At 73.3% G+C, this 18,018-nt stretch carries 20 protein-coding genes; 6 read left to right on the forward strand and 14 right to left on the reverse strand.

Translation table 11 applies throughout. The features are described 5' to 3' along the window. Positions 1-95 precede the first annotated feature (95 nt). The 3 genes from AC07B0_RS15615 to AC07B0_RS15625 all read left to right on the forward strand — a co-directional run bounded on the left by AC07B0_RS15615 (position 96) and on the right by AC07B0_RS15625 (position 2,349). The gene (locus AC07B0_RS15615) at positions 96-1,139 is read left to right on the forward strand and encodes an aldo/keto reductase (protein WP_478898378.1); all 1,044 of its coding nucleotides are present in this window, start codon (positions 96-98) and stop codon (positions 1,137-1,139) included. A 125-nt stretch (positions 1,140-1,264) separates the two neighbouring features. Next, on the forward strand, positions 1,265-1,840 hold the full coding sequence (locus AC07B0_RS15620) for an RNA polymerase sigma factor (RefSeq protein WP_478898380.1): 576 nt from the start codon (positions 1,265-1,267) through the stop codon (positions 1,838-1,840). Beyond that, a complete protein-coding gene (locus tag AC07B0_RS15625; protein WP_478898382.1) occupies positions 1,828-2,349 on the forward strand; it encodes a hypothetical protein in 522 nt (173 codons plus the stop codon). The genes AC07B0_RS15620 and AC07B0_RS15625 overlap by 13 nt, the downstream gene beginning before the upstream one ends. Positions 2,350-2,471: 122 nt before the next feature. Here the strand turns inward: AC07B0_RS15625 and AC07B0_RS15630 are convergent, their stop codons facing one another. From AC07B0_RS15630 to AC07B0_RS15650, 5 genes are all read right to left on the reverse strand, one after another. Continuing rightward, the gene (locus AC07B0_RS15630; RefSeq protein ID WP_467298084.1) at positions 2,472-3,368 is read right to left on the reverse strand and encodes a sigma-70 family RNA polymerase sigma factor; all 897 of its coding nucleotides are present in this window, start codon (positions 3,366-3,368) and stop codon (positions 2,472-2,474) included. Positions 3,369-3,513: 145 nt separating this feature from the next. Beyond that, a complete protein-coding gene (locus AC07B0_RS15635) occupies positions 3,514-3,852 on the reverse strand; it encodes a MerR family transcriptional regulator (protein ID WP_281207462.1) in 339 nt (112 codons plus the stop codon). Positions 3,853-3,997: 145 nt separating this feature from the next. After that, positions 3,998-4,309 (reverse strand): SCO5918 family protein, encoded by a 312-nt coding sequence (locus tag AC07B0_RS15640; RefSeq protein ID WP_356873500.1) that lies wholly within the window; start codon positions 4,307-4,309, stop codon positions 3,998-4,000. 73 nt (positions 4,310-4,382) lie between these two features. Beyond that, positions 4,383-5,912 (reverse strand): DEAD/DEAH box helicase, encoded by a 1,530-nt coding sequence (locus AC07B0_RS15645; protein WP_478898385.1) that lies wholly within the window; start codon positions 5,910-5,912, stop codon positions 4,383-4,385. Between the two features lie 250 nt (positions 5,913-6,162). Next, the gene (locus AC07B0_RS15650) at positions 6,163-6,366 is read right to left on the reverse strand and encodes a cold-shock protein (RefSeq protein WP_030206327.1); all 204 of its coding nucleotides are present in this window, start codon (positions 6,364-6,366) and stop codon (positions 6,163-6,165) included. A 462-nt stretch (positions 6,367-6,828) separates the two neighbouring features. Between AC07B0_RS15650 and AC07B0_RS15655 the strand changes: the two genes are divergently transcribed. Then, positions 6,829-7,269 (forward strand): type IV pili methyl-accepting chemotaxis transducer N-terminal domain-containing protein, encoded by a 441-nt coding sequence (locus AC07B0_RS15655; protein WP_356873504.1) that lies wholly within the window; start codon positions 6,829-6,831, stop codon positions 7,267-7,269. A gap of 128 nt (positions 7,270-7,397) precedes the next feature. Here AC07B0_RS15655 and AC07B0_RS15660 read toward each other — a convergent pair whose 3' ends face one another. The 5 genes from AC07B0_RS15660 to AC07B0_RS15680 form a co-directional block, all read right to left on the reverse strand. Then, positions 7,398-8,774: a chloride channel protein gene (locus AC07B0_RS15660; RefSeq protein WP_478898387.1), complete on the reverse strand. Its 1,377-nt coding sequence runs from the start codon at positions 8,772-8,774 to the stop codon at positions 7,398-7,400. A gap of 76 nt (positions 8,775-8,850) precedes the next feature. Next, on the reverse strand, positions 8,851-9,441 hold the full coding sequence (locus tag AC07B0_RS15665) for a potassium channel family protein (RefSeq protein WP_469377294.1): 591 nt from the start codon (positions 9,439-9,441) through the stop codon (positions 8,851-8,853). Between the two features lie 128 nt (positions 9,442-9,569). Next, positions 9,570-10,793 (reverse strand): hypothetical protein, encoded by a 1,224-nt coding sequence (locus tag AC07B0_RS15670; protein ID WP_478898389.1) that lies wholly within the window; start codon positions 10,791-10,793, stop codon positions 9,570-9,572. A gap of 249 nt (positions 10,794-11,042) precedes the next feature. Then, entirely contained in the window at positions 11,043-11,213 is a 171-nt protein-coding gene (locus AC07B0_RS15675; RefSeq protein WP_356873512.1) for a hypothetical protein, read from the reverse strand. Continuing rightward, positions 11,210-11,785 (reverse strand): DUF5994 family protein, encoded by a 576-nt coding sequence (locus tag AC07B0_RS15680; RefSeq protein WP_478898391.1) that lies wholly within the window; start codon positions 11,783-11,785, stop codon positions 11,210-11,212. The genes AC07B0_RS15675 and AC07B0_RS15680 overlap by 4 nt, the downstream gene beginning before the upstream one ends. 336 nt (positions 11,786-12,121) lie before the next feature. Between AC07B0_RS15680 and AC07B0_RS15685 the strand changes: the two genes are divergently transcribed. Then, positions 12,122-12,652 (forward strand): DUF5994 family protein, encoded by a 531-nt coding sequence (locus tag AC07B0_RS15685; RefSeq protein WP_478898393.1) that lies wholly within the window; start codon positions 12,122-12,124, stop codon positions 12,650-12,652. On the opposite strand, the gene AC07B0_RS15690 is transcribed toward AC07B0_RS15685, so the two are convergent. Both AC07B0_RS15690 and sigJ (AC07B0_RS15695) read right to left on the reverse strand, forming a co-directional pair. Further along, the gene (locus tag AC07B0_RS15690; RefSeq protein WP_478898395.1) at positions 12,620-13,921 is read right to left on the reverse strand and encodes a serine hydrolase domain-containing protein; all 1,302 of its coding nucleotides are present in this window, start codon (positions 13,919-13,921) and stop codon (positions 12,620-12,622) included. The genes AC07B0_RS15685 and AC07B0_RS15690 overlap by 33 nt on opposite strands. A 250-nt stretch (positions 13,922-14,171) precedes the next feature. Then, positions 14,172-15,134 carry an RNA polymerase sigma factor SigJ gene (gene sigJ / locus AC07B0_RS15695; protein ID WP_469377303.1) on the reverse strand — a complete coding sequence of 321 codons (963 nt, stop codon included), beginning with the start codon at positions 15,132-15,134 and terminating at the stop codon, positions 14,172-14,174. 169 nt (positions 15,135-15,303) lie between these two features. On the opposite strand from sigJ (AC07B0_RS15695), the gene AC07B0_RS15700 reads away from it, so the two are divergent. Beyond that, positions 15,304-15,690, forward strand: coding sequence for a hypothetical protein (locus AC07B0_RS15700; protein ID WP_356873521.1), 387 nt, complete (start codon positions 15,304-15,306; stop codon positions 15,688-15,690). Positions 15,691-15,692: 2 nt separating this feature from the next. On the opposite strand, the gene AC07B0_RS15705 is transcribed toward AC07B0_RS15700, so the two are convergent. Together AC07B0_RS15705 and sigJ (AC07B0_RS15710) are read right to left on the reverse strand one after the other, a co-directional pair. Then, on the reverse strand, positions 15,693-16,901 hold the full coding sequence (locus AC07B0_RS15705; protein ID WP_469377305.1) for an NAD(P)/FAD-dependent oxidoreductase: 1,209 nt from the start codon (positions 16,899-16,901) through the stop codon (positions 15,693-15,695). 109 nt (positions 16,902-17,010) lie between these two features. Continuing rightward, positions 17,011-17,955 carry an RNA polymerase sigma factor SigJ gene (sigJ, locus tag AC07B0_RS15710; protein ID WP_469377307.1) on the reverse strand — a complete coding sequence of 315 codons (945 nt, stop codon included), beginning with the start codon at positions 17,953-17,955 and terminating at the stop codon, positions 17,011-17,013. Between the last annotated feature and the right edge of the window lie 63 nt (positions 17,956-18,018).

Consider the following 18,018-nt stretch of genomic DNA (forward strand, 5'->3'; position numbering starts at 1 on the left):
ACGGTTCTCCGGTTCCATTAGCGATGGTCTCCTGTTACGTTGGGATCACCTTAAAGGGTCTGCGGTGCCATTACTGCTTTCTGGAGGGATCCGTCATGGAATACAGGCAGCTCGGAACGTCCGGTCTCAAGGTCCCCGCCCTGAGCTTCGGGGCCGGCACCTTCGGTGGCAGCGGCCCGCTGTTCGGCGCCTGGGGCACCACCGACGCGCAGGAGGCGCGCCGCCTCGTGGACATCTGCATCGAAGCCGGCATCACGATGTTCGACACCGCCGACGTGTACTCGGAGGGGGCCTCCGAGGAAGTGCTGGGCCAGGCGGTCCGGGGACGCCGCGACCAGGTGATCCTGTCCACCAAGGCCGGCCTGCCGACGGGAGACGGTCCCATGGATGCCGGGACCTCCCGCTCCCGCCTGATCAGGGCGACCGAGGACGCCCTGCGCCGCCTCGGCACCGACTACATCGACCTCTTCCAACTGCACGCCTTCGACGCCGCCACCCCCGTCGAAGAAGTGCTGTCCGCCCTCGACCAGCTCGTCCGGGCCGGCAAGATCCGGTACGTCGGCGTCTCCAATTTCGCCGGCTGGCAGCTGATGAAGTCCCTCTCCGCCGCCGACCGGCACGGCTTCCCCCGCTACGTGGCCCACCAGGTCTACTACTCGCTCGTCGGCCGCGACTACGAGTGGGAGCTGATGCCGCTCGGCCACGACCAGGGCGTCGGCGCCGTCGTGTGGAGCCCGCTGGGCTGGGGCCGCCTCACCGGAAAACTGCGCCGGGGTCGCCCGCTGCCCGAGGGCAGCCGCCTGCACGACACCGCCGACTACGGACCGCCGGTGGACGACGAGCACCTCTACGACGTCGTCGACGTCCTCGACGAGGTGGCCCGGGAGACCGGCCGGACCGTCCCCCAGGTGGCCATCAACTGGCTGCTGCAACGCCCCACCGTCTCCTCCGTCATCGTCGGCGCGCGCAACGAGGAGCAGCTCCGGCAGAACATCGGCGCGGTCGGCTGGTCCCTGACGCCCGAGCAGGCGGCCCGCCTCGACGCCGCGAGCCACCGGCCGGCGCCGTACCCGTACTTCCCGTACGAGCGCCAGGAGGGCTTCGCCCGCCTCAACCCGCCGATGACCGGGACGCGTTGACCGCGCCCTGCCTCGCGGACCGCGACCGGCGCCCCGGCCCCTCCCGCGATGTGACGCGGGTCACGGGAATGTCCGGCCGGTCCGCGCACTCTTCCCCCCGACACACCGTCAAGGAGGAAGCCGCCATGAGGATCCCGCGGACCGGGCCCGCCGGCCCCCCGTCCGGCCCACCGCCCGCCGCCCCGGGCGGCGCCGGCGCGGCCGCCCGCCCCGATGCGGCCGCGCTCGTACGCTCCGCCCAGCGCGGCGACCGCATGGCCGTCCAGGAGCTGCTGGACCTGCTCACCCCCTACGTCGGGCGGCTGTGCGGCCCCATCGCCCTCCAGGACGGCGCGGACGCCACCCAGGAAGCCCTGATCGTGATCTTCCGGAACATCGGCCGGCTCCGGGAACCGGCGGCCCTGTTCGGCTGGGTCCGGGTGATCGCCGTACGGGAGGCCGTGCGCATCGCGCGCGCGGGCGCCCGCACCGTCCCCGACCCGCTCGACCAGGTCCCCGCCCGGGACGACCCGCAGCTCGCCGCCGACGTCCGCGACGTACTGGAGCGGCTGTCCCCGGACCACCGCGCCGTCCTGGTCCTGCGCGACCTCGAAGGGCTGGACGAACACTCCGTCAGCGCACTCCTCGGGGTGCCCGAACCCACCGTGCGGACCCGCCTCTTCCGGGCCCGGCGCAACTTCCGGAAGGCGTGGGAACGTTGAAGGACTCCTGGCCCGTCGCCGAACTCGACGCCGTCGGCAGGCTCCGGGTGGTCGCCCGCACCACCCCCGGCGCGGCCTACGCCGAGGACCGCCTCGCCGCCCCCTTCGACCGGGTCTGGGAACTGGCCCGGGACCTGGAACACCAGATGCCCCGCTTGGTCACCGACATCGGCGAGTTCACCGTGACGGCCACCGCCGGCGACCGTCTCGAAGCCCTCGCCCGCAGCCCCCTCGGCCTGCGGACCCGCTTCGACGTCGTCCTGCGCCCCGGCTGGTGCCTCATGCAGAGCCGCTTCGTCCTCGGGGGCATGGCCGCCGTACCGGACGGCAACGGAACCCGCTTCGCCTTCTTCGGCGCCCTCCGCCTGCCGGCAGCCCGGCAGCCCGGGATCCGGACGGCCGGGGTCCGGCTGGCCGGCCGGGCGCTGGCGCCCCTGATGGAACCCCTCGGCGCCAGGGCGCTGCGGCGGTTCGCCGACCAGCTGGACCCGGGGACCACCGACCGCTGACCGAAGGACGGACGGACCAACGAACCAACGGACCAACGAACCAACGGACCAACGAACCAACGGACCAGGGGACGAACGGACCAGCGGACCCCGGACCAGCGGACCCCGGACCACCGACCGGTTCAGCCCGGGAGGACCGCGCCCAGGTCGATCCGCGCCAGCCGCTCGGGGTCGGTGAGGATGTCGAGCGCGGTGATCCGGCCGCCCTGGATGGTGAACGCCATGACCGACAGCGGCTTGCCCTGCGCCATGGAGACCACGCCGGGCGTGCCGTTGACCAGCGCCGGGTAGGCGGATTCGGCGAACCGGGCGAAGGCGATCGCCTGGGACGCCACGTCGGCCGCGCCGCGCCGCAGCAGGCTGGGCAGCAGCGCGCCCCCGTCGGACCGGGCCACGATCCCCGGGTCGAGTACGGCGACCAGGGCCTCGAAGTCCCCGCCGCGCGACGCGGCGAGGAAGGCGTCGACGACCTCCCGGCGCCGGGTCAGGTCGCTGTCGGGAGCGGGCGCCGCGCCCTGGACGCGGCGGCGGGCGCGGCTGGCGAGCTGGCGGGTCGCGGCGGGGGTCCTGCCGAGGACGGGCGCGATCTCCTCGAAGGTCACCGCGAACATGTCGTGCAGGACGAAGGCGAGCCGCTCGGCCGGGGCCAGGGTCTCCAGTACGACCATCAGGGCGATGCCGACCGAGTCGGCCAGCAGCACTTCCTGCTCGGGGTCGATCCGGTCGGGCCCGCTGACGACCGGGTCGGGCAGCCGAACCGGCTGGTCACGGACCTCCAGCGGCTCCTCCCGCCGGGTGGTGCGGGAGCGCAGCATGTCCAGGCAGATCCGTCCGACCACCGTGGTCAGCCAGCCGCCGAGGTTGTCGACGGCGCCGGCGTCGGAGCGGCTGAGCCGCAGCCACGCCTCCTGGACGGCGTCCTCCGCGTCGCCGAGCGAGCCCAGCATCCGGTAGCCCACCGCCCGCAGGTGGGGGCGGTGCTCCTCGAAACGCCGTGCCAGCGCGTCGTTCTCGTCCATCCGTCACACCCCGTCGTGATCCGTCGCCCGTTCCGTCGGACCGATGCCCCGGTCCGCCCGAGGACGGTAACCGGCGGTCCGCGGGCGGGGCGCGGAGATTTCCCGTACGGCCGCCGGAAGCAGGGGGCGGGGACGGTGCGGGGGCTCAGCCGGTGTCGTCGTCCGGCCGTCCCGCGGCGCGGCGGTACTCGGCGTTGATGCGCTGTGCCTCTTCGAGCTGGTCCTCGAGGATGACGATGCGGCAGGCGGCCTCGACCGGAGTGCCCTGGTCGACGAGTTCCCGGGCGCGGGCCGCGATCCGCAGCTGGTACCGCGAATAGCGGCGGTGCCCGCCCTCGGAGCGCAGCGGGGTGATCAGCCGGGCCTCGCCGATCGCGCGGAGGAAGCCGGGAGTGGTCCCGAGCATCTCGGCCGCGCGCCCCATCGTGTAGGCGGGGTAATCGTCGTCTTCCAGTCGGTCGCCGAGCGGGTTGTCCGCCGTCATCCGCACCTCCTCCGGGAACGTGTCGGGGCCCCGGCGCCGTACGGCACCGGGGCCCCGAAGGAAATTCAACACCATCCGCAGGTTCCGCCGTCGCCCCGCCCTCGGGGCGGCGTCGGCGTCCCCACCTGCGGGCGGGTCCGGTGGATCAGACGGAGACCGGTGTTCCGAGCGCCGCCGCGGCCCGCTGGAGGGGGGTGAGGGCGGGTGCGGGCGCGGGCTCGCGGGGGAGGGTGCGGCAGGTGAAGCCGAGCTGGGCCATGGCCCGTACGACCTCTCCGGCGCTGAAGTCGCGGCGGTCCTGGCGGGTGACGACCTCACCCACCTGCATCACCGGGTACTGCCGGCGGCCGATGATCACGGACTCACCGGTGACCGGCTCGGGCTTGACGCCCTTCATCGTTTCCAGCACGCCGCTCTTGGTCAGGTCGAAGGGGAAGCGGGCGATGACGCAGCGCATGGGACCTCACAGGTGGAGAAGGGGGACGGGCCGGACGGGACTTCGACGACGGGAACCGGGGCGTTCCGCGGCCTCAGGCCGCGGCGCCCAGCGGGGACTGCCCGGGCTGCCCGGACTGTCCCGACTGCGCGCGGGCCGGACGGCGCCGTGCCTGCGAGGGGCGGCCGCGCCCGCCGCGGGAGGTGGCGCTGCGCGGGGTGCGCTCGGCCGGCGGGGCGGTGATGACCACCGGGACGCCGGAGGGGGTCCGGGCGCCCGTGATGCGGTTCAGCTCGGCCTCGCCGGAGCGGACCTGGGTGACCGTGGGGCTGATCCCGGCGTCCGACATCAGGCGGGTCATGGCGCGCCGCTGCTGGGGCGTGACGAGGGTGACGACGCTGCCGGACTCGCCGGCGCGGGCGGTGCGGCCGCCGCGGTGGAGGTAGTCCTTGTGGTCGGTGGGCGGGTCCACGTTGACGACCAGGTCGAGGTTGTCGACGTGGATGCCGCGCGCGGCGACGTTGGTGGCGACCAGCACGGTGACGTGCCCGGTCTTGAACTGCGCCAGGGTGCGGGTCCGCTGGGGCTGCGACTTGCCGCCGTGCAGCGCGGCCGCCCGGACGCCGCTGTTCAGCAGGTCCTGGGTCAGCCGGTCCACCGCGTGCTTGGTGTCCAGGAACATGATCACGCGGCCCTCGCGGGCGGCGATCTCGGTCGTCGTGGCCTGCTTGTCGGCGCCGTGGACGTGCAGCACGTGGTGCTCCATCGTCGTGACGGCGCCCGCCGACGGGTCGACGGAGTGCACGACGGGGTCGTTCAGGTAGCGGCGGACCAGCAGGTCGACGTTGCGGTCCAGGGTCGCGGAGAACAGCATCCGCTGACCGCCGGGGCGTACCTGGTCGAGCAGGGCCGTGACCTGCGGCATGAAGCCCATGTCGGCCATCTGGTCGGCCTCGTCGAGGACGGTGATGTCCACCTGGTCGAGGCGGCAGTCACCCCGGTCGATGAGGTCCTTCAGCCGGCCGGGCGTCGCGACGACGACCTCGGCGCCGCCGCGCAGCGCCCCGGCCTGCTTGCCGATGGACATGCCGCCGACGACGGTCGCGAGCCGCAGCCTGATGGAGCGGGCGTACGGGGTGAGCGCGTCGGTGACCTGCTGCGCGAGCTCGCGGGTGGGTACGAGGACCAGCGCGAGCGGCTGCCTGGGCTCGGCGCGGCGGCCCGCGGTACGGGCGAGCAGGGCCAGGCCGAAGGCGAGCGTCTTGCCGGAGCCGGTGCGTCCGCGGCCGAGCGCGTCGCGGCCCGCGAGGGTGTTCGGGAGGGTCGCGCCCTGGATCGGGAACGGCACCGACATTCCCTGCACGGTGAGCGCCGCGAGCAGCTCGGCGGGCATGTCGAGGTCCGCGAACGCCTCGACGGGGGGCAGCGCGGGGGTGATCGTCTTGGGCAGGGCGAACTCCCCCTGCACGGAGTTGGACCGTCGGCCGTATCCGCCGCTCGGGCGTCCGTAACCACCGCTGCGGGCGGGGGCCGCCGAACGGGTGGGGGCGGACCAGGAGCCGCCCGGGTTTCCGGTGCGGGTGCGGGCGCGGGAAGAGCGTTCATTCGTACGGGTGCGGTTCATGCGGAACCTTCCTTGATGTGGCGCGTATCAAGGAATTCCCGCAGCGAGAAAACCGCGCGGAGAATAGCGAGAACGGGCCGTGTGGGAAAAGAAAATGGGGGGCGGGCCGAATGGGCCGGCGGTCGGGCGGGTCGCGGGGGCTCGTACGGAATTCTCATCCGGAGCCGCAGGTCCGCGTGCCGTGCCGAAAAAGGACGAGCCGGGGCCCGCACCCCAAGGTGCGGGACCCGGCTCGTCCTGTGCGCGTGCGTCAGGCGGAAACGATGTTCTCGGCCGTCGGGCCCTTCTGGCCCTGCGCGATGTCGAAGTTCACCTTCTGGCCTTCCTGGAGCTCGCGGAAGCCCTGGGAGGCGATGTTCGAGTAGTGGGCGAACACGTCAGGGCCGCCACCGTCCTGCTCGATGAAACCGAAACCCTTTTCGGCGTTGAACCACTTCACGGTGCCAGATGCCATGTCAAATCTCCTTCGGGGCAGTGCCCGGAATCCGCACTGTGCGGATTCCGCGTCGCCGCGATGATTGCCCCGTCCGGAAAAAAGCACCGGAAATACAGAAGTGCTTCCACCTGCACGAAGCGGGTGGAGGCACTTGGAGTTTTTTGGGAACCACAACTGCAACTGGTAACGACAGTAGCACGGTGGGAGCGGCTTGGTGGGGTGAATAATTCCGGCGGGTCGTATGCGTGAGAAATGTTCACAGGGCGTCGTGTTTAATTCTCACGCGGCGGCGACAGATATCGGTGCCGCCCGGGGTGAGTGTTTCGCGCGGCGCCGCGGACCGCCCGTGGGGCGCGCGGCATCCGGGGCGACTCCGAACGGTGGGTGTCCGGGCGCGGCGCGTGTCGATCGATACGGATATTGGCATATGTACTGACAAGTCCCGTACGTCTGCCCTGTCTCGTTGAGGAAGGCCCCTCCATGAAGCGTTTCCCGGTGATCGCCGCGCTGTGCGTCAGCGCACTGCTCGGTCTCAGCGCGTGCTCCTCGGACGACAGTGACTCGCCCGCCGCTGAGGCCAGCAAGGCCACCCAGACCGCGGCCGAGCTCTGCACCAACCTCGCCGCGCTGAAGGCCGACAACGCCAAGCTGAAGGCCCTGGACCCCGCCAATGCGACGAAGGACCAGGTCAAGTCTGCCGTCGACGCCGTCCAGCAGGACTGGGAGAACGTCAAGGAGAACACCGCCGCCCTCAAGGAGGCCGAGCGCGCCGCGGTGCAGGCCTCCGCCGAGGACATCAAGAAGTCCTACGAGGCCATGCCGGGCGACACCACCGGCAAGGACGCCCTCACCCAGCTCCAGCCGAAGATCCAGACCCTCGACGAGACCACGACCGCCGCCTCGAAGGGGCTCCGGTGCTGACCGTCCCCCGCGCGTGAAGGCCCCGCCCGGCTCCCCGGGCGGGGCCTTTCCCCACCGCATCCCCACCGCCATCCCCACCGTCATCCCCACCGTCATCCCCGCAGGCCGTCACCCCCGCAGCCCCGCCGTCACGTCCCTCCGGCCGGCGCGGGCACCGCGGCGGACGTCTCCCGCCCCGCGGGCAGCAGCTCCGTGACCACGAAGGCGACCACGGCCGCCAGGATCACGACGGGCATCATCGCCGGACTGCCCAGCAGCAGTACCACGAGCACCACACTGCTCACCGGCAGCCGCAGCATGGTCGCCGTGGCCGCAGCCGCCCCCGCCGCCATCCCGGCGGCGATGCCCAGGCCCGGCAGCGGTGCCAGCAGCAGCCCCGCCGCGGCGCCGAGGAACAGCGCGGGGAAGACGGGGCCGCCGCGCAGACTGCCGAGGCAGAGCGTGTAGGCGGCGCCCTTGAAGGCCAGGACGGCGATCAGCGCGCCGACGCCCCAGGCGTGCGGATCGGCGGCCAGCGAGGCGAGGGCGGCCTGCCCGGACAGCGCGGCCTCGGCGGGCGAACGGCCGGTGACCAGGGCGTAGAGGGCGGCGCAGGCCGCCGCGCCGAGGGCGCACAGCACGGTCCGTACGAAGGTCCGCCCCGCCACGTAGCCGGCGACGGCCCGGGCGCCGGCCGCCACGGGGTGCAGGGCGAGGGCGAAGACCGCCCCGACGGCCACCGCCCAGAACACGTCCGGCACGTCCAGCCGGGGCGCCGGCGCGTACAGCTCCAGGGACAGGTTCCCGGTGCCCAGTCCCGTCCAGCTCCCGAGCCCCGTGAACACCAGGAACCCGACGCCGCTGGACAGCAGGGCGGGCAGCATGACCGCGAACAGCCTCGGTCCGCCCACGCCCGCCACCTCGATCAGCAGCACCGCGGCGATCAGCGGGTTGCCGAAGATCGCGGACATGGCGGCCGCGGACCCGGCCGCGCCCAGCAGGGCCAGGCTCTGCGGGGTCGCCGGTGCCTTCGACAGGTCCCGGAACAGCAGGGCCAGGCCGCCGCCCAGGGCGATCAGCGGGGCCTCGGGCCCCAGGACGGCGCCGAACGGCAGGCACGCCGCCGCCGCGAGCAGGATCCCGGGCAGTGCGGCCGAGGAGGCGCCTTCCGTGTGCAGCCCGGCCCCGGGCACGTTCCCGCCCGCACCGGGCAGGCGCGAGGCGACCAGGCCGACGGCGGCTCCGGCGAAGAGCAGCAGCGGCAGCGGCCACCACCAGGGCGGCGCGGACCAGCCGAAACCCTCGGGCAGGTCCGCCCACAGGGTGTGCTCCAGCTCGTGCAGGGCGACGAGGAACCAGAACGCGGCGAGGGACACCGGGATGCCGATGAGGGCGCACAGGACCAGCGCCTTCAGGTATCCGGGGCTGCGGAGGATGTGCCGCAGGACCTCCGCTTCCTCCGGCTGCCCGCCGGTCGGCGGGGGCTCGTGAGGGGCGGGTCCGGACGGGGGCCGCGGCTCCGGCATGGATCACTTCCTTTCCGCTCCCTCGATCGTCCACCCGGGTGGTGCCGCCCGCCGCCGGAGCGCCCGCAGCCGTCGCTCACGGCTCGTCCGTGGGCTCCCGCGACGCGGCGCGCTCCTTGCGCCGCATCCCGATCCTGACCGCCCCGAAGAGCGCCTTGGCGATCAGTCCCACCACGATCAGGTCGGCGATCATCTGCACGGTGGTCAGGACCCGGCCGGTCTGGGTGACGGGCACGATGTCCCCGAAGCCCACGGTCGCGAACACGGTGACCGTGAAGTACAGGGCGTCGGTCCGGTTCAGCTGCTCCGAGAAGGAGCCCGGCTCGTTCCGCGCCAGCAGGAAGTACGCCACCGCGAAGAGCAGCAGGAACAGCGGCACGGCCGTCGACAGCGCCTCCACGGCGCGCAGCCGCGGATGCCGCGCGTGGGTGATGGCGAAGACCTGCCAGACGACCAGTGCGCCGAACAGGCTCAGGCCGACGATCAGCAGCAGCAGGGCGCCGAGGTCGGTGTCGCGGTCCAGCGGGGCCACGTAGAACAGCCAGGTGAGCAGGGAGACCGAGGCCGCGGAGCGCAGCAGGGGTCCCACGAGCGAGCGGCGCAGCTGCCGGGCGGTGGTGGGCAGGTCCCGGTACGGGTCGGGCGGCCCGGATGCCTCGCGTTCCATGGCTTCAGGAGAAGCCGCCGGAGCGCCCCGCGCGACCGGAGCCCCCGGGGACGGTGCGGAGCGGCCGGGCGGCGTCGCCGCGGACCCCGCGCGACGGCCGCTGGAACAGCGCGCCCGGCCGGCGCCGTTCAGGGCCCGGCACGGGCCGCCCTCCCGTCCGGGCCGTCGGTCCGGCCGGAGGCCGCCAGCAGGGCGAGTACGGCGAGCACGGCGAGCAGGATCAGTACGAACAGCAGGACCGTGAGCACCGTCGGGTGGTTCCACAGCGCGAAGACGACCGCGAGGACGGCGACCGCCGTGGCGGTCACCCACCGCCGGTTCGCCTCCACCCAGGTCCCGGCCCGCCCGGCGTGGACCCCGTGGGCGGCGCCCCAGCGCGCGGTGGAGTCGGCCGTGCGCTCGGCCCGGCCGCGCACGCCGCGCGCCAGCCGGCCGGGTCCGGTCAGGTAGGCGCCGAGCGCGACGACGACCCCGAGCACCAGGGCGGTCCGCAGGGCGACCCGCAGGAACCGGACGAGCGTGTCGAAGATCGCCGCTGCCGCGGCCGGGGACTGCACCTGGGCGGGGAGGTGGTCGAGGTAGTAGCGGCGTACGACGACCAGGGCGATGCCGATCAGCAGGCAGGCGGCGGCCGCGCACAGGGCGGTGGTCACCAGGGCCCGGCGGCGGCGCCGGGCGAGCAGGACCCCGGCGGCGGCGAGGGCGACCGTCAGGACGGGCAGCCAGTTGCCGACGACGTCGAGGAGGTGGACCGCGCCCCTGATCTTCTCCAGCTTGTCGGACTGGAAGAGCACCATCTGCTTGTCCACGGCGGGGATCTTCTCGGCGGGGGAGAGCCCGGCGTCGACGAGGTCCTTCTTGACCGTCTCCACGGCCGTGCCGACGTCGAGGGTGACGGTGCCGCCCTCGACCTCGACCGCGCCGCGGCCGTGGCCGGTGAGCGCGTGCACCACGGCCCCGTGGGCGGCGCGGTTGGCCCCGGTCCACACCCGCTCGAACCGGTCGCCCTCGACGAAGCGGGTCGCGATCTTCGAGACGGCCTGGTCGGCGGCGGAGTCCAGCTGCGGTCCGAGTGCCTTGACGGCCGTACCGACCCGCGGGGGCAGACCCTGGGACTCCAGCCACTTCGCGATGTCCGCGGTGATCTGGGCCCCGTCCACGCGTACGTCGGCCGCCTCGGTGATGCGGTGGACGGCGGCGTCCTGGACCGCCGGGTCCGAGGCGAGGGGGGCGACGGTGGACACGTAGCGGCGGGTGTCCAGCACGATGTCGTGCACCCATACGGTGACCAGGGACAGGGGGACCAGCAGGCACGCGAGGGTGATCAGGACCGCCGAGAGCGTGCTCTTCACGATGCGCCCCGCCCGCGACGGGCCCGCCGCGGGGGGCCCGGACGGCACGGGCGACGGCTTCGGCGACGGCTCGGGCGACGGCTCGGACGGCAAGGTCATGGCACTCCCGGGAACGACAGGGGCGGAAAGCCGCCTCCTGCCATTGGGCACGCGCCGCCGCGCGCCCCGCGACTCCGGTTGGGCCCATCGGGTGCACCCCCGCCCGCCGGGGGCGGGGTCCGGTCAGCCGCGTCCTCTCGTGTGCGGGGGTCAGCTGTCGTCGGAGCGGGGCAGTCCGGGCGGCCTCGGCAGGGGTTCGCTGAAGCGGTACGCCGCGATCCGGGCGTCGTGCTGGGCGTTCAGCAGGTGGATCCAGCGCATTCCGACACCGGTCGCGATGATCATCAGTGCGATGAGGACGAGGGTTTCCACGGTGCTCACCTCCAGGTGTTCCCGGGCAGCGGGAGTGCCCGTCGGCCCATCGGGTTCCCGAAGGGGGACATGCACGCCCCGCCTTCGTCCTCCCAGGTGGCTTCCCGGCGCCCCGAGTCACGGATGCCGCGCCCGATGACGGCTTCGTTGGCCATCAGCACGCCGGCGGTGAGGGCGCTGCCGGGGATCGAGGCGGCCGCCAGCAGGCGTGCCGCGGCGGCCGGTCCGGTCTCGGGAGGGATGACGAGCAGGTCCCAGCGGCCGACGGTGTAGGAGAGCAGGATCAGCTTGTCGGGGTCCTGCTCGGTGAACCAGCCGACGTGCACGGTGCGCCCCGCCACCTGGACCCTGCGCGGGACGACGGGCCACCGGGCGGGGTTGACGGTGACGCGGGTGACGCGCCCCCAGGGCCCGTCGAGGGCCGCGGTCAACGCGGGCAGCTCGGTTTCGAGGTCACGGGAGTACGGCCACCAGGCACCGTCCAGCTGCCCCGCGAGGGCGGTCTTCGGCGTGAGCGCGAGCCGCGCCCGGACGAGGGGGGACACCGGGCGGGAGCCGGTGCGGTCGAGGATCGCGGTCATGTCGCGGACCCGTCCCCGGGCCGTTCCGTGAACGGCCCGGTGCAGTGATCGCCGGAAACGACGTCCGCGTGGGAGCGGGTGTGCGAAATACTCCCGGTCCCTCCACGGTACTCCGCTTCCCGGCCCGCGACCCCGGTCCTGACCAGCTATTTTCCGGCGGTCCCTGGCCCCGCGGCCGGGGCGGCCGGAGTACGGTGAAACGACGGGGGCATCCCGGGAACGCAGCGGACGGGCTGCCGCCGCACCGCACCGCACCGCACGGCACCGCACCGCCCCTTCACCGCACCCCACCCCACCGCATCCGCACCACGCCGCTCCGCGAGACGGGCGAACACCATGGCCGCACCCGACGTCCCCGCTTCCTCCCCCGCCCCCGTACCTCCCCCGGCCCCGGGGCTCCTCCCCGACGCGATCCACCGCGCGGTCGAGCCCGGCGCCGCGCTGCTCCGGCTGGAGACCACCCACGCCCGCCAGGGCGTCCTGGACGGCGCCTGGTGGCCGCGTTCCAGGCACGTCGAGACCGAACTGCCCGCCCTGATCAGCGCACTTACCGGGTACCTCGGGCCCGTCACCCGGGTCGCCCTGGACGCCACCGCCTGGCAGGGCATCCCCACCCGCCTGACCGTCGACGGACGGGTCGTGCACCTCGACTCCGACCCCGTCGGCGACGACACCGTCCTCATCACCCGCGGCGACAACGACCACTTCGCGCTGCTCGTGGTTCCCCCGCACACCACGGCGGACGCCGCCCGCGAGGCGATGGCCCGCGCCGTCCGCGCCGACAACATCACCGGGGCGACCCAGATCCTCCTCGCCGCACCCGAAGCCCCACGGCTATTCGGCGGTGGCGCCGGCAGTGGGGAGTGAGAGCCCGTAGATCTGGTTGAGGACGGTCGGCAGCAGGGCGTTGGCCGTGGTCCGCCCGTCGGGGGTCAGGGTCAGGTTCGCCCAGACCACGAGGGTGACGTCGTTCTTCGGGTCGTGCCCGATGAACGAGTTGAAGCCGGGGAGTTCACCGCCGTGGTAGTACATCGCCGCGTCCGGTCCGAAGCGCTGGTACGAGATGCCGTACCCGTACTTCTGCCCGCCGGGCGGCGCGGCCGGGTCCTCGTCCTGGAGGCTGTCCAGCCACTGCCGCTGGGAGGCGGGGTTCAGGACCTTGCCCGTCACCAGGGCCCGGATCCAGGTGGCCAGGTCGTCCGCGGTGGAGACGGCGCCGCCGGCCGCGTGCGCGTAGGAGGGGTTCTGGTGGGTGTAGTCCACGGGCCGGAGCCTTCCGGACCGCGCCGCCGCCTGCATCCCGGCCGGGTAGGGCTGGTCGATCAGCGCGTACGCGGTCCCGCCGTACATGTAGCCGTGCGCGTACGGGCTCGGCAGGGCGGTGTCGTGCATGCCGGGAAGCGAGGTCGCCGCCAGCCCGAGCGGGGCGAACAGCCGGTCCCGGAACTGCTCGGCCAGGGGCCGGCCGCCGGCCTTCTCGGCGACCAGGCCCAGCAGCGCGTAGTTGGTGTTGCTGTACTCGTACGAGGCGCCGGGGGCGAAGTTCGGCGGCCGCCGGAACGCCATGTCCAGCATCTGCCGCGGCGTCCAGGCCTTCGCGGGGTCGGCGTCCATGGCCGCCGAGAGCTCGGGCGCGTCGGTGTAGTTGTACAGCCCGCTACGCATCTTCAACAGCTCGGTGAGGGTGATGTGTTCGCCGTTCGGCACTCCGGTGACGTACGAGGACACCGGGTCGCCCAGCGCGAGCTTGCCGTCCTGGGCGAGCAGGTTGATCAGCGCCGCGGTCATGGTCTTGGTGTTGGAGGCGATCCGGAAGTGGTCGCGGGTGCTCGGCGTCGTGCTCGTGTCGAGTTCGCTCGTGCCGGCGACCGCGCGGAAGGTGCCCTGCGGGGTGCGGACCAGCACCACGGCTCCGGGGATCATCAGCTTCTTCGCCGTGGCCGCGACGGCGGCCTGAAGCGCGGCCGGATCGATGGGCTCCGGGGCCGCCCGTACGGAGGCGGGGGCACTCACCGCCGCCCCGGGCGCGACGGCGGCCCCGGCCCCCGCGGGCAGCGCACCCGCCACGACCAGGAGCGCCGCACACGGAGCCAGCAGGGCGGTACGGCGTACACGGCGGCCCGGGGAGTTCCTCATGCCGACATCACACCCAAAGTAGGAGCATTCAACTATTCCATACGTGCCCCATCCGGAACATTCCGGGCGCCTCGACCTGCTGACCGGGCCCGGCCGCGCGTCAGGACCGCGAGGGTCAGGGAGCTCGGCGTCGAGACCTGAAGGCGGGGACGGGGTTGGCCGCGCCGTAGCCGAACGCCCCGGCGAGGAGGCCGGCGGCGAGCAGGGCGAACCCGTGGAGGAATCGCATGCGCATGCGCATGCGCGTGGGTCAGTCCCGTCCGTCCCGCCCGTTCTCCGTCCACGGCCGGAGCTTCTCCGGATTGCGGACCGCCCAGATGCGGGTGACGCGGCCCTCGGCGAGGCTGAACGCCGCCACGGTCACCGTGACGCCGGAATGCTGGGCGACCAGGCCCGGCCGGCCGTTGACCGTCCGTTCCAGGAGGGTCAGTCCGGGAGCCTTGTCCGCGATGTGGATCAGGTACTCGGCGATGCGCCCGCTGCCCTCGACCGGGCGCAGGACGGTGCCGACCATGCCGCCGCCGTCGGCGGTCATCGTGGCTGCGGGGTCGAGGAGACCGACGAGGGCCTCGATGTCCTTGGCCTCCCACGCCTCCTTGAAGGCCCGCACCACACCGGCCTGTCCGGCCGCCGGGGCCGCCGGGGCCTCCGCGGCGTGCAGACGCCGGCGGGCCGAGGACGCCAGTTGCCGGCAGGCCGCGGGAGTCCGGCCGACGATCTCGGCGACCTCCGCGAAGGGGTAGCGGAAGACGTCGTGCAGGATGAACGCCACGCGTTCGGCCGGCGTCATCGACTCCAGTACGACGAGGAAGGCCATGTTCACCGACTCGTCCAGGGTGATCCGGTCGGCGGGGTCGGCCGGTTCGGCGCCGCCGGTGCCCGTCCGGCCGCCCATCCACTCCGTGCGGTCGGGCAGCGGCTCGGGTATCCAGGCGCCGACGTAGCGCTCGCGCCGGGCCCGCGCCGAGCCGAGCACGTCGAGGCAGATGCGGCTGGCCACCGTCGTCAGCCAGGCGCCGGGCGATTCGATGGCCTGCTGCTGTTGCCGTGACATCGCGTACCAGCGGGTGTAGGTCTCCTGGACGGCGTCCTCGGCCTCGGCCAGTGAACCGAGCAGCCGGTAGGCGAGGTTGATCAGCTGGCGCCGCTCGTCGACGACCGCGCTCAGCCCCGGCTCGAACCGGTCGTGCCCTGCCTCGGGTGGGGTGCTCATGGTCTCGGCCGCTCCCTGGTTCTTGGTCCGCTTCGGCTCTCGGTACTACGACGAGACACCGCACCGGATTGTGAGCCCTGCGCGTCGCCTCACATTTCGCGGGGCCACGTCGTTGGAGGGTCGACACAGTGACGATCCACCGCCGCGAGGCAGAAGAGGGGGCCGCGCCATGGCCACGCAGACGACGGCAGTACCGGGCCGGCTCACGTTCCTTCAGGGCGCGATAGCCGTACAGACCTTGGCCATCTTCTTCCAGGCGGCGACCGCCGGACTCCTGCTGTCCTCGTCGGTCGGCGCGACGCTGCACGACGTCGGCTCCCGAGTGATGTACGGCGCGTCGATGCTGTACGTACTCGCCGCGGTCCTGGCGTGGCGGCCGGGCGGCGGCTCGCCCCGCCCGGTCCTGTACGCCTCCGGGTTCCTCGTCCTCGCTTCGGTGCAGGTGGTCCTGGGCATCGCGCACGTGCCGTCGCTCCATGTGCCCCTGGGCATCCTGATGTTCGGCCTGAGCGTGCTGGATCTGGGCCTGGTGCTGTCCGCCCGCGTGCGCAAGTGAGATCAGGCCGCCGCCTGCGTCCGTGCGCGGCCGCGGGTCTGCGTCCGTACGACACGGCGGCGCCGGGACGGCAGGCCCATGGTGGGGTGGGCGACGCTCCAGACCGCGCCCTTGCAGATCAGTTCCTTGAAGCGGGCGGCCATACGGCCCGTCATGACCTTGTCGACCGCCCGGTCGTCGGCGGTGACGGTCTGGATCAGGCCGTCCCTGCGTCCGAGGGAGACGCACTGCTTGGAGTACTCGATGGAGGTGTGGGGGACCTTGGCGCCGGTGAGGCGGGCGGCGATGGCGTCGGCGGCCTGCCAGGCCATGGGGACGCCCGAGGCGCAGGACATGCGCAGCGGCTTGTCGCCCGGGCCGATCGCCATCGCGGCGTCACCCACGGCGTACACGTCCGGGTGGGACACCGAGCGCATCGTGGTGTCGACCACGATCCGGCCGCGGTCGGTGACCTCCAGGGCGGTGGCCCGGGCGATCGGGTGGACGGCGAAGCCGGTGGTCCAGACGGTGACCTCGGCGGGGACGGTCCGGCCGTCGGCGGTCGTCACGCCGTCCGCTTCCACGGCGTCGACCGCGGTGTGTTCGTGGACGGTGATGCCGAGCTCGTCCACCACCTTCCGCAGGTGGGCGCGGCCCTTCTCGGAGAGCCAGTCGCCGAGGGCGCCGCGGGCGGCCAGGGCGACGTCGAGGTCCGGGCGGGCCTCGGCGATCTCGGTCGCGGCCTCCACACCGGTCAGGCCGCCGCCGACCACGACCACGGGCCGGCCGGCGTCCAGGGCGGCGAGGCGGTCGCGGAGACGGAGGGCGCCGGGGCGGCTGGAGACCTCGTGGGCGTGGGCGGCGGTACCGGGGACGCCCCCGTCGTCCCAGCCGCTGCCGAGGGCGTAGACCAGGGTGTCGTACTCCAGTTGCTCCCGGTCGGGGCCGTGCGCGGCGGCGGCCGTGACCGTCACCGTCTTGCGGTCCACGTCCACGGCGGTGACCTTTCCGAGCTTCAGCTCCACACCCGTGCCCGCGAACATCTCGCCGAACGGGCGGGGCCTGAGGTCCTGGCCGGCCGCGATCTGGTGCAGCCGGACGCGCTCGACGAAGTCGGGCTCGGGGTTGACGAGGGTGATGGTGACGTCCTCGTGGTGCAGCCGCTTGGCGAGGCGGCCGGCGGCGACGGCACCGGTGTATCCGGCTCCGAGGACGACGATGCGGTGCTCCATGTCCGTGCTCCTGTCAGGAAGGTGAGGCTGTCCGGCGTGGTGACGTCCCTTGAACCGGACAGCCCCCCGATCCCTGACAGGATCGGAACGTGACCTGCGTCACACCCTCTCAGAGGGTGTGGAGCGGGCCCTCCCCGTGGTCCGTGGCGGCCCACTGCCCGGTCGCGCGGACGAGCTTGTCGGGGTTGACCTGGCTGCGGACCGCGGCGATGCCGTCAGCGGTGACCTCCAGGCAGGTGATCGCGACGACCCGGCCGTCCACGACCGCCACGACGGCGGGCCCGCCGTTCGCGGTCGTGGCGTAGATCTCGGGCGCGCCGCCGACGTGGGCCCGCTTGGCCGCGCTCGGCTTGAACAGGCCGCGCAGGAAGGTGGCGACCGCGAGCGCGCCCTCGAACGCCTTCGCGCGGGCCAGGACCTTTCCGCCGCCGTCGCCGACCGAGACGGCGTCCTGGGTGAGCAGGCGCACGAGGGGTTCGGTGCGGCCGGTGGTCGCCGCGGCCAGGAACTCCTCGACGATCTTCCGGGCGGCGGCCCCGTCGATCTCCGTGCGCGCCTTGCCGTCGGCGACGTGCTTCTTGGCCCGGTGGTAGGTCTGCTGGCTGGCGGTCTCGCTGATCTCCAGGATCTCGGCGATCTCCCGGTGCGTGTGGTCGAAGGCCTCGCGCAGTACGTACACCGCCCGCTCGCCCGGCGACAGCCGCTCCAGCAGGACGAGGACGGCGTACGACACCGACTCGCGCTGCTCGGCGGTGTCGGCCGGGCCGAGCATCGGGTCCCCGGCGAGCAGCGGCTCGGGCAGCCACCGGCCCACGTAGGTCTCGCGCCGGGCGCGTGCCGAAGTGAGCGCGTTGAGGCACCAGTTGGTGAGGACCTTCGTCAGCCAGGCCTCGGGCACCTCGATCCGCCCGACATCGGCCGCCTGCCAGCGCAGGAACGTCTCCTGCACGGCGTCCTCGGCCTCGCTCGCCGAACCGAGCAGCCGGTAGGCAATGGCCTCCAGCCGCGGCCTGGCACGCTCGAACCGGTCCACGTCACTCACGCTCAAGGCCATGCCCGCGATCCTAGGCGCCCCGAAGCCAAAGCACCCCGGTACCCCGGCCCTGGGCGGGACGGG

The organism is Streptomyces sp. NPDC044704 (genome assembly GCF_056433525.1).

Coding starts and splice junctions, on each gene's coding strand:
- sigJ (WP_469377303.1), bottom strand. CDS start 15,134: ATGAGCACCCCACCCGAGGCAGGGCACGACCGGTTCGAGCCGGGGCTG.
- AC07B0_RS15665 (WP_469377294.1), bottom strand. CDS start 9,441: ATGGAACGCGAGGCATCCGGGCCGCCCGACCCGTACCGGGACCTGCCC.
- AC07B0_RS15640 (WP_356873500.1), bottom strand. CDS start 4,309: ATGCGCTGCGTCATCGCCCGCTTCCCCTTCGACCTGACCAAGAGCGGC.
- AC07B0_RS15630 (WP_467298084.1), bottom strand. CDS start 3,368: ATGGACGAGAACGACGCGCTGGCACGGCGTTTCGAGGAGCACCGCCCC.
- AC07B0_RS15700 (WP_356873521.1), top strand. CDS start 15,304: ATGGCCACGCAGACGACGGCAGTACCGGGCCGGCTCACGTTCCTTCAG.
- AC07B0_RS15705 (WP_469377305.1), bottom strand. CDS start 16,901: ATGGAGCACCGCATCGTCGTCCTCGGAGCCGGATACACCGGTGCCGTC.
- AC07B0_RS15615 (WP_478898378.1), top strand. CDS start 96: ATGGAATACAGGCAGCTCGGAACGTCCGGTCTCAAGGTCCCCGCCCTG.
- AC07B0_RS15690 (WP_478898395.1), bottom strand. CDS start 13,921: ATGAGGAACTCCCCGGGCCGCCGTGTACGCCGTACCGCCCTGCTGGCT.
- AC07B0_RS15620 (WP_478898380.1), top strand. CDS start 1,265: ATGAGGATCCCGCGGACCGGGCCCGCCGGCCCCCCGTCCGGCCCACCG.
- AC07B0_RS15660 (WP_478898387.1), bottom strand. CDS start 8,774: ATGCCGGAGCCGCGGCCCCCGTCCGGACCCGCCCCTCACGAGCCCCCG.
- AC07B0_RS15635 (WP_281207462.1), bottom strand. CDS start 3,852: ATGACGGCGGACAACCCGCTCGGCGACCGACTGGAAGACGACGATTAC.
- AC07B0_RS15650 (WP_030206327.1), bottom strand. CDS start 6,366: ATGGCATCTGGCACCGTGAAGTGGTTCAACGCCGAAAAGGGTTTCGGT.
- sigJ (WP_469377307.1), bottom strand. CDS start 17,955: ATGGCCTTGAGCGTGAGTGACGTGGACCGGTTCGAGCGTGCCAGGCCG.
- AC07B0_RS15645 (WP_478898385.1), bottom strand. CDS start 5,912: ATGAACCGCACCCGTACGAATGAACGCTCTTCCCGCGCCCGCACCCGC.
- AC07B0_RS15685 (WP_478898393.1), top strand. CDS start 12,122: ATGGCCGCACCCGACGTCCCCGCTTCCTCCCCCGCCCCCGTACCTCCC.
- AC07B0_RS15655 (WP_356873504.1), top strand. CDS start 6,829: ATGAAGCGTTTCCCGGTGATCGCCGCGCTGTGCGTCAGCGCACTGCTC.
- AC07B0_RS15680 (WP_478898391.1), bottom strand. CDS start 11,785: ATGACCGCGATCCTCGACCGCACCGGCTCCCGCCCGGTGTCCCCCCTC.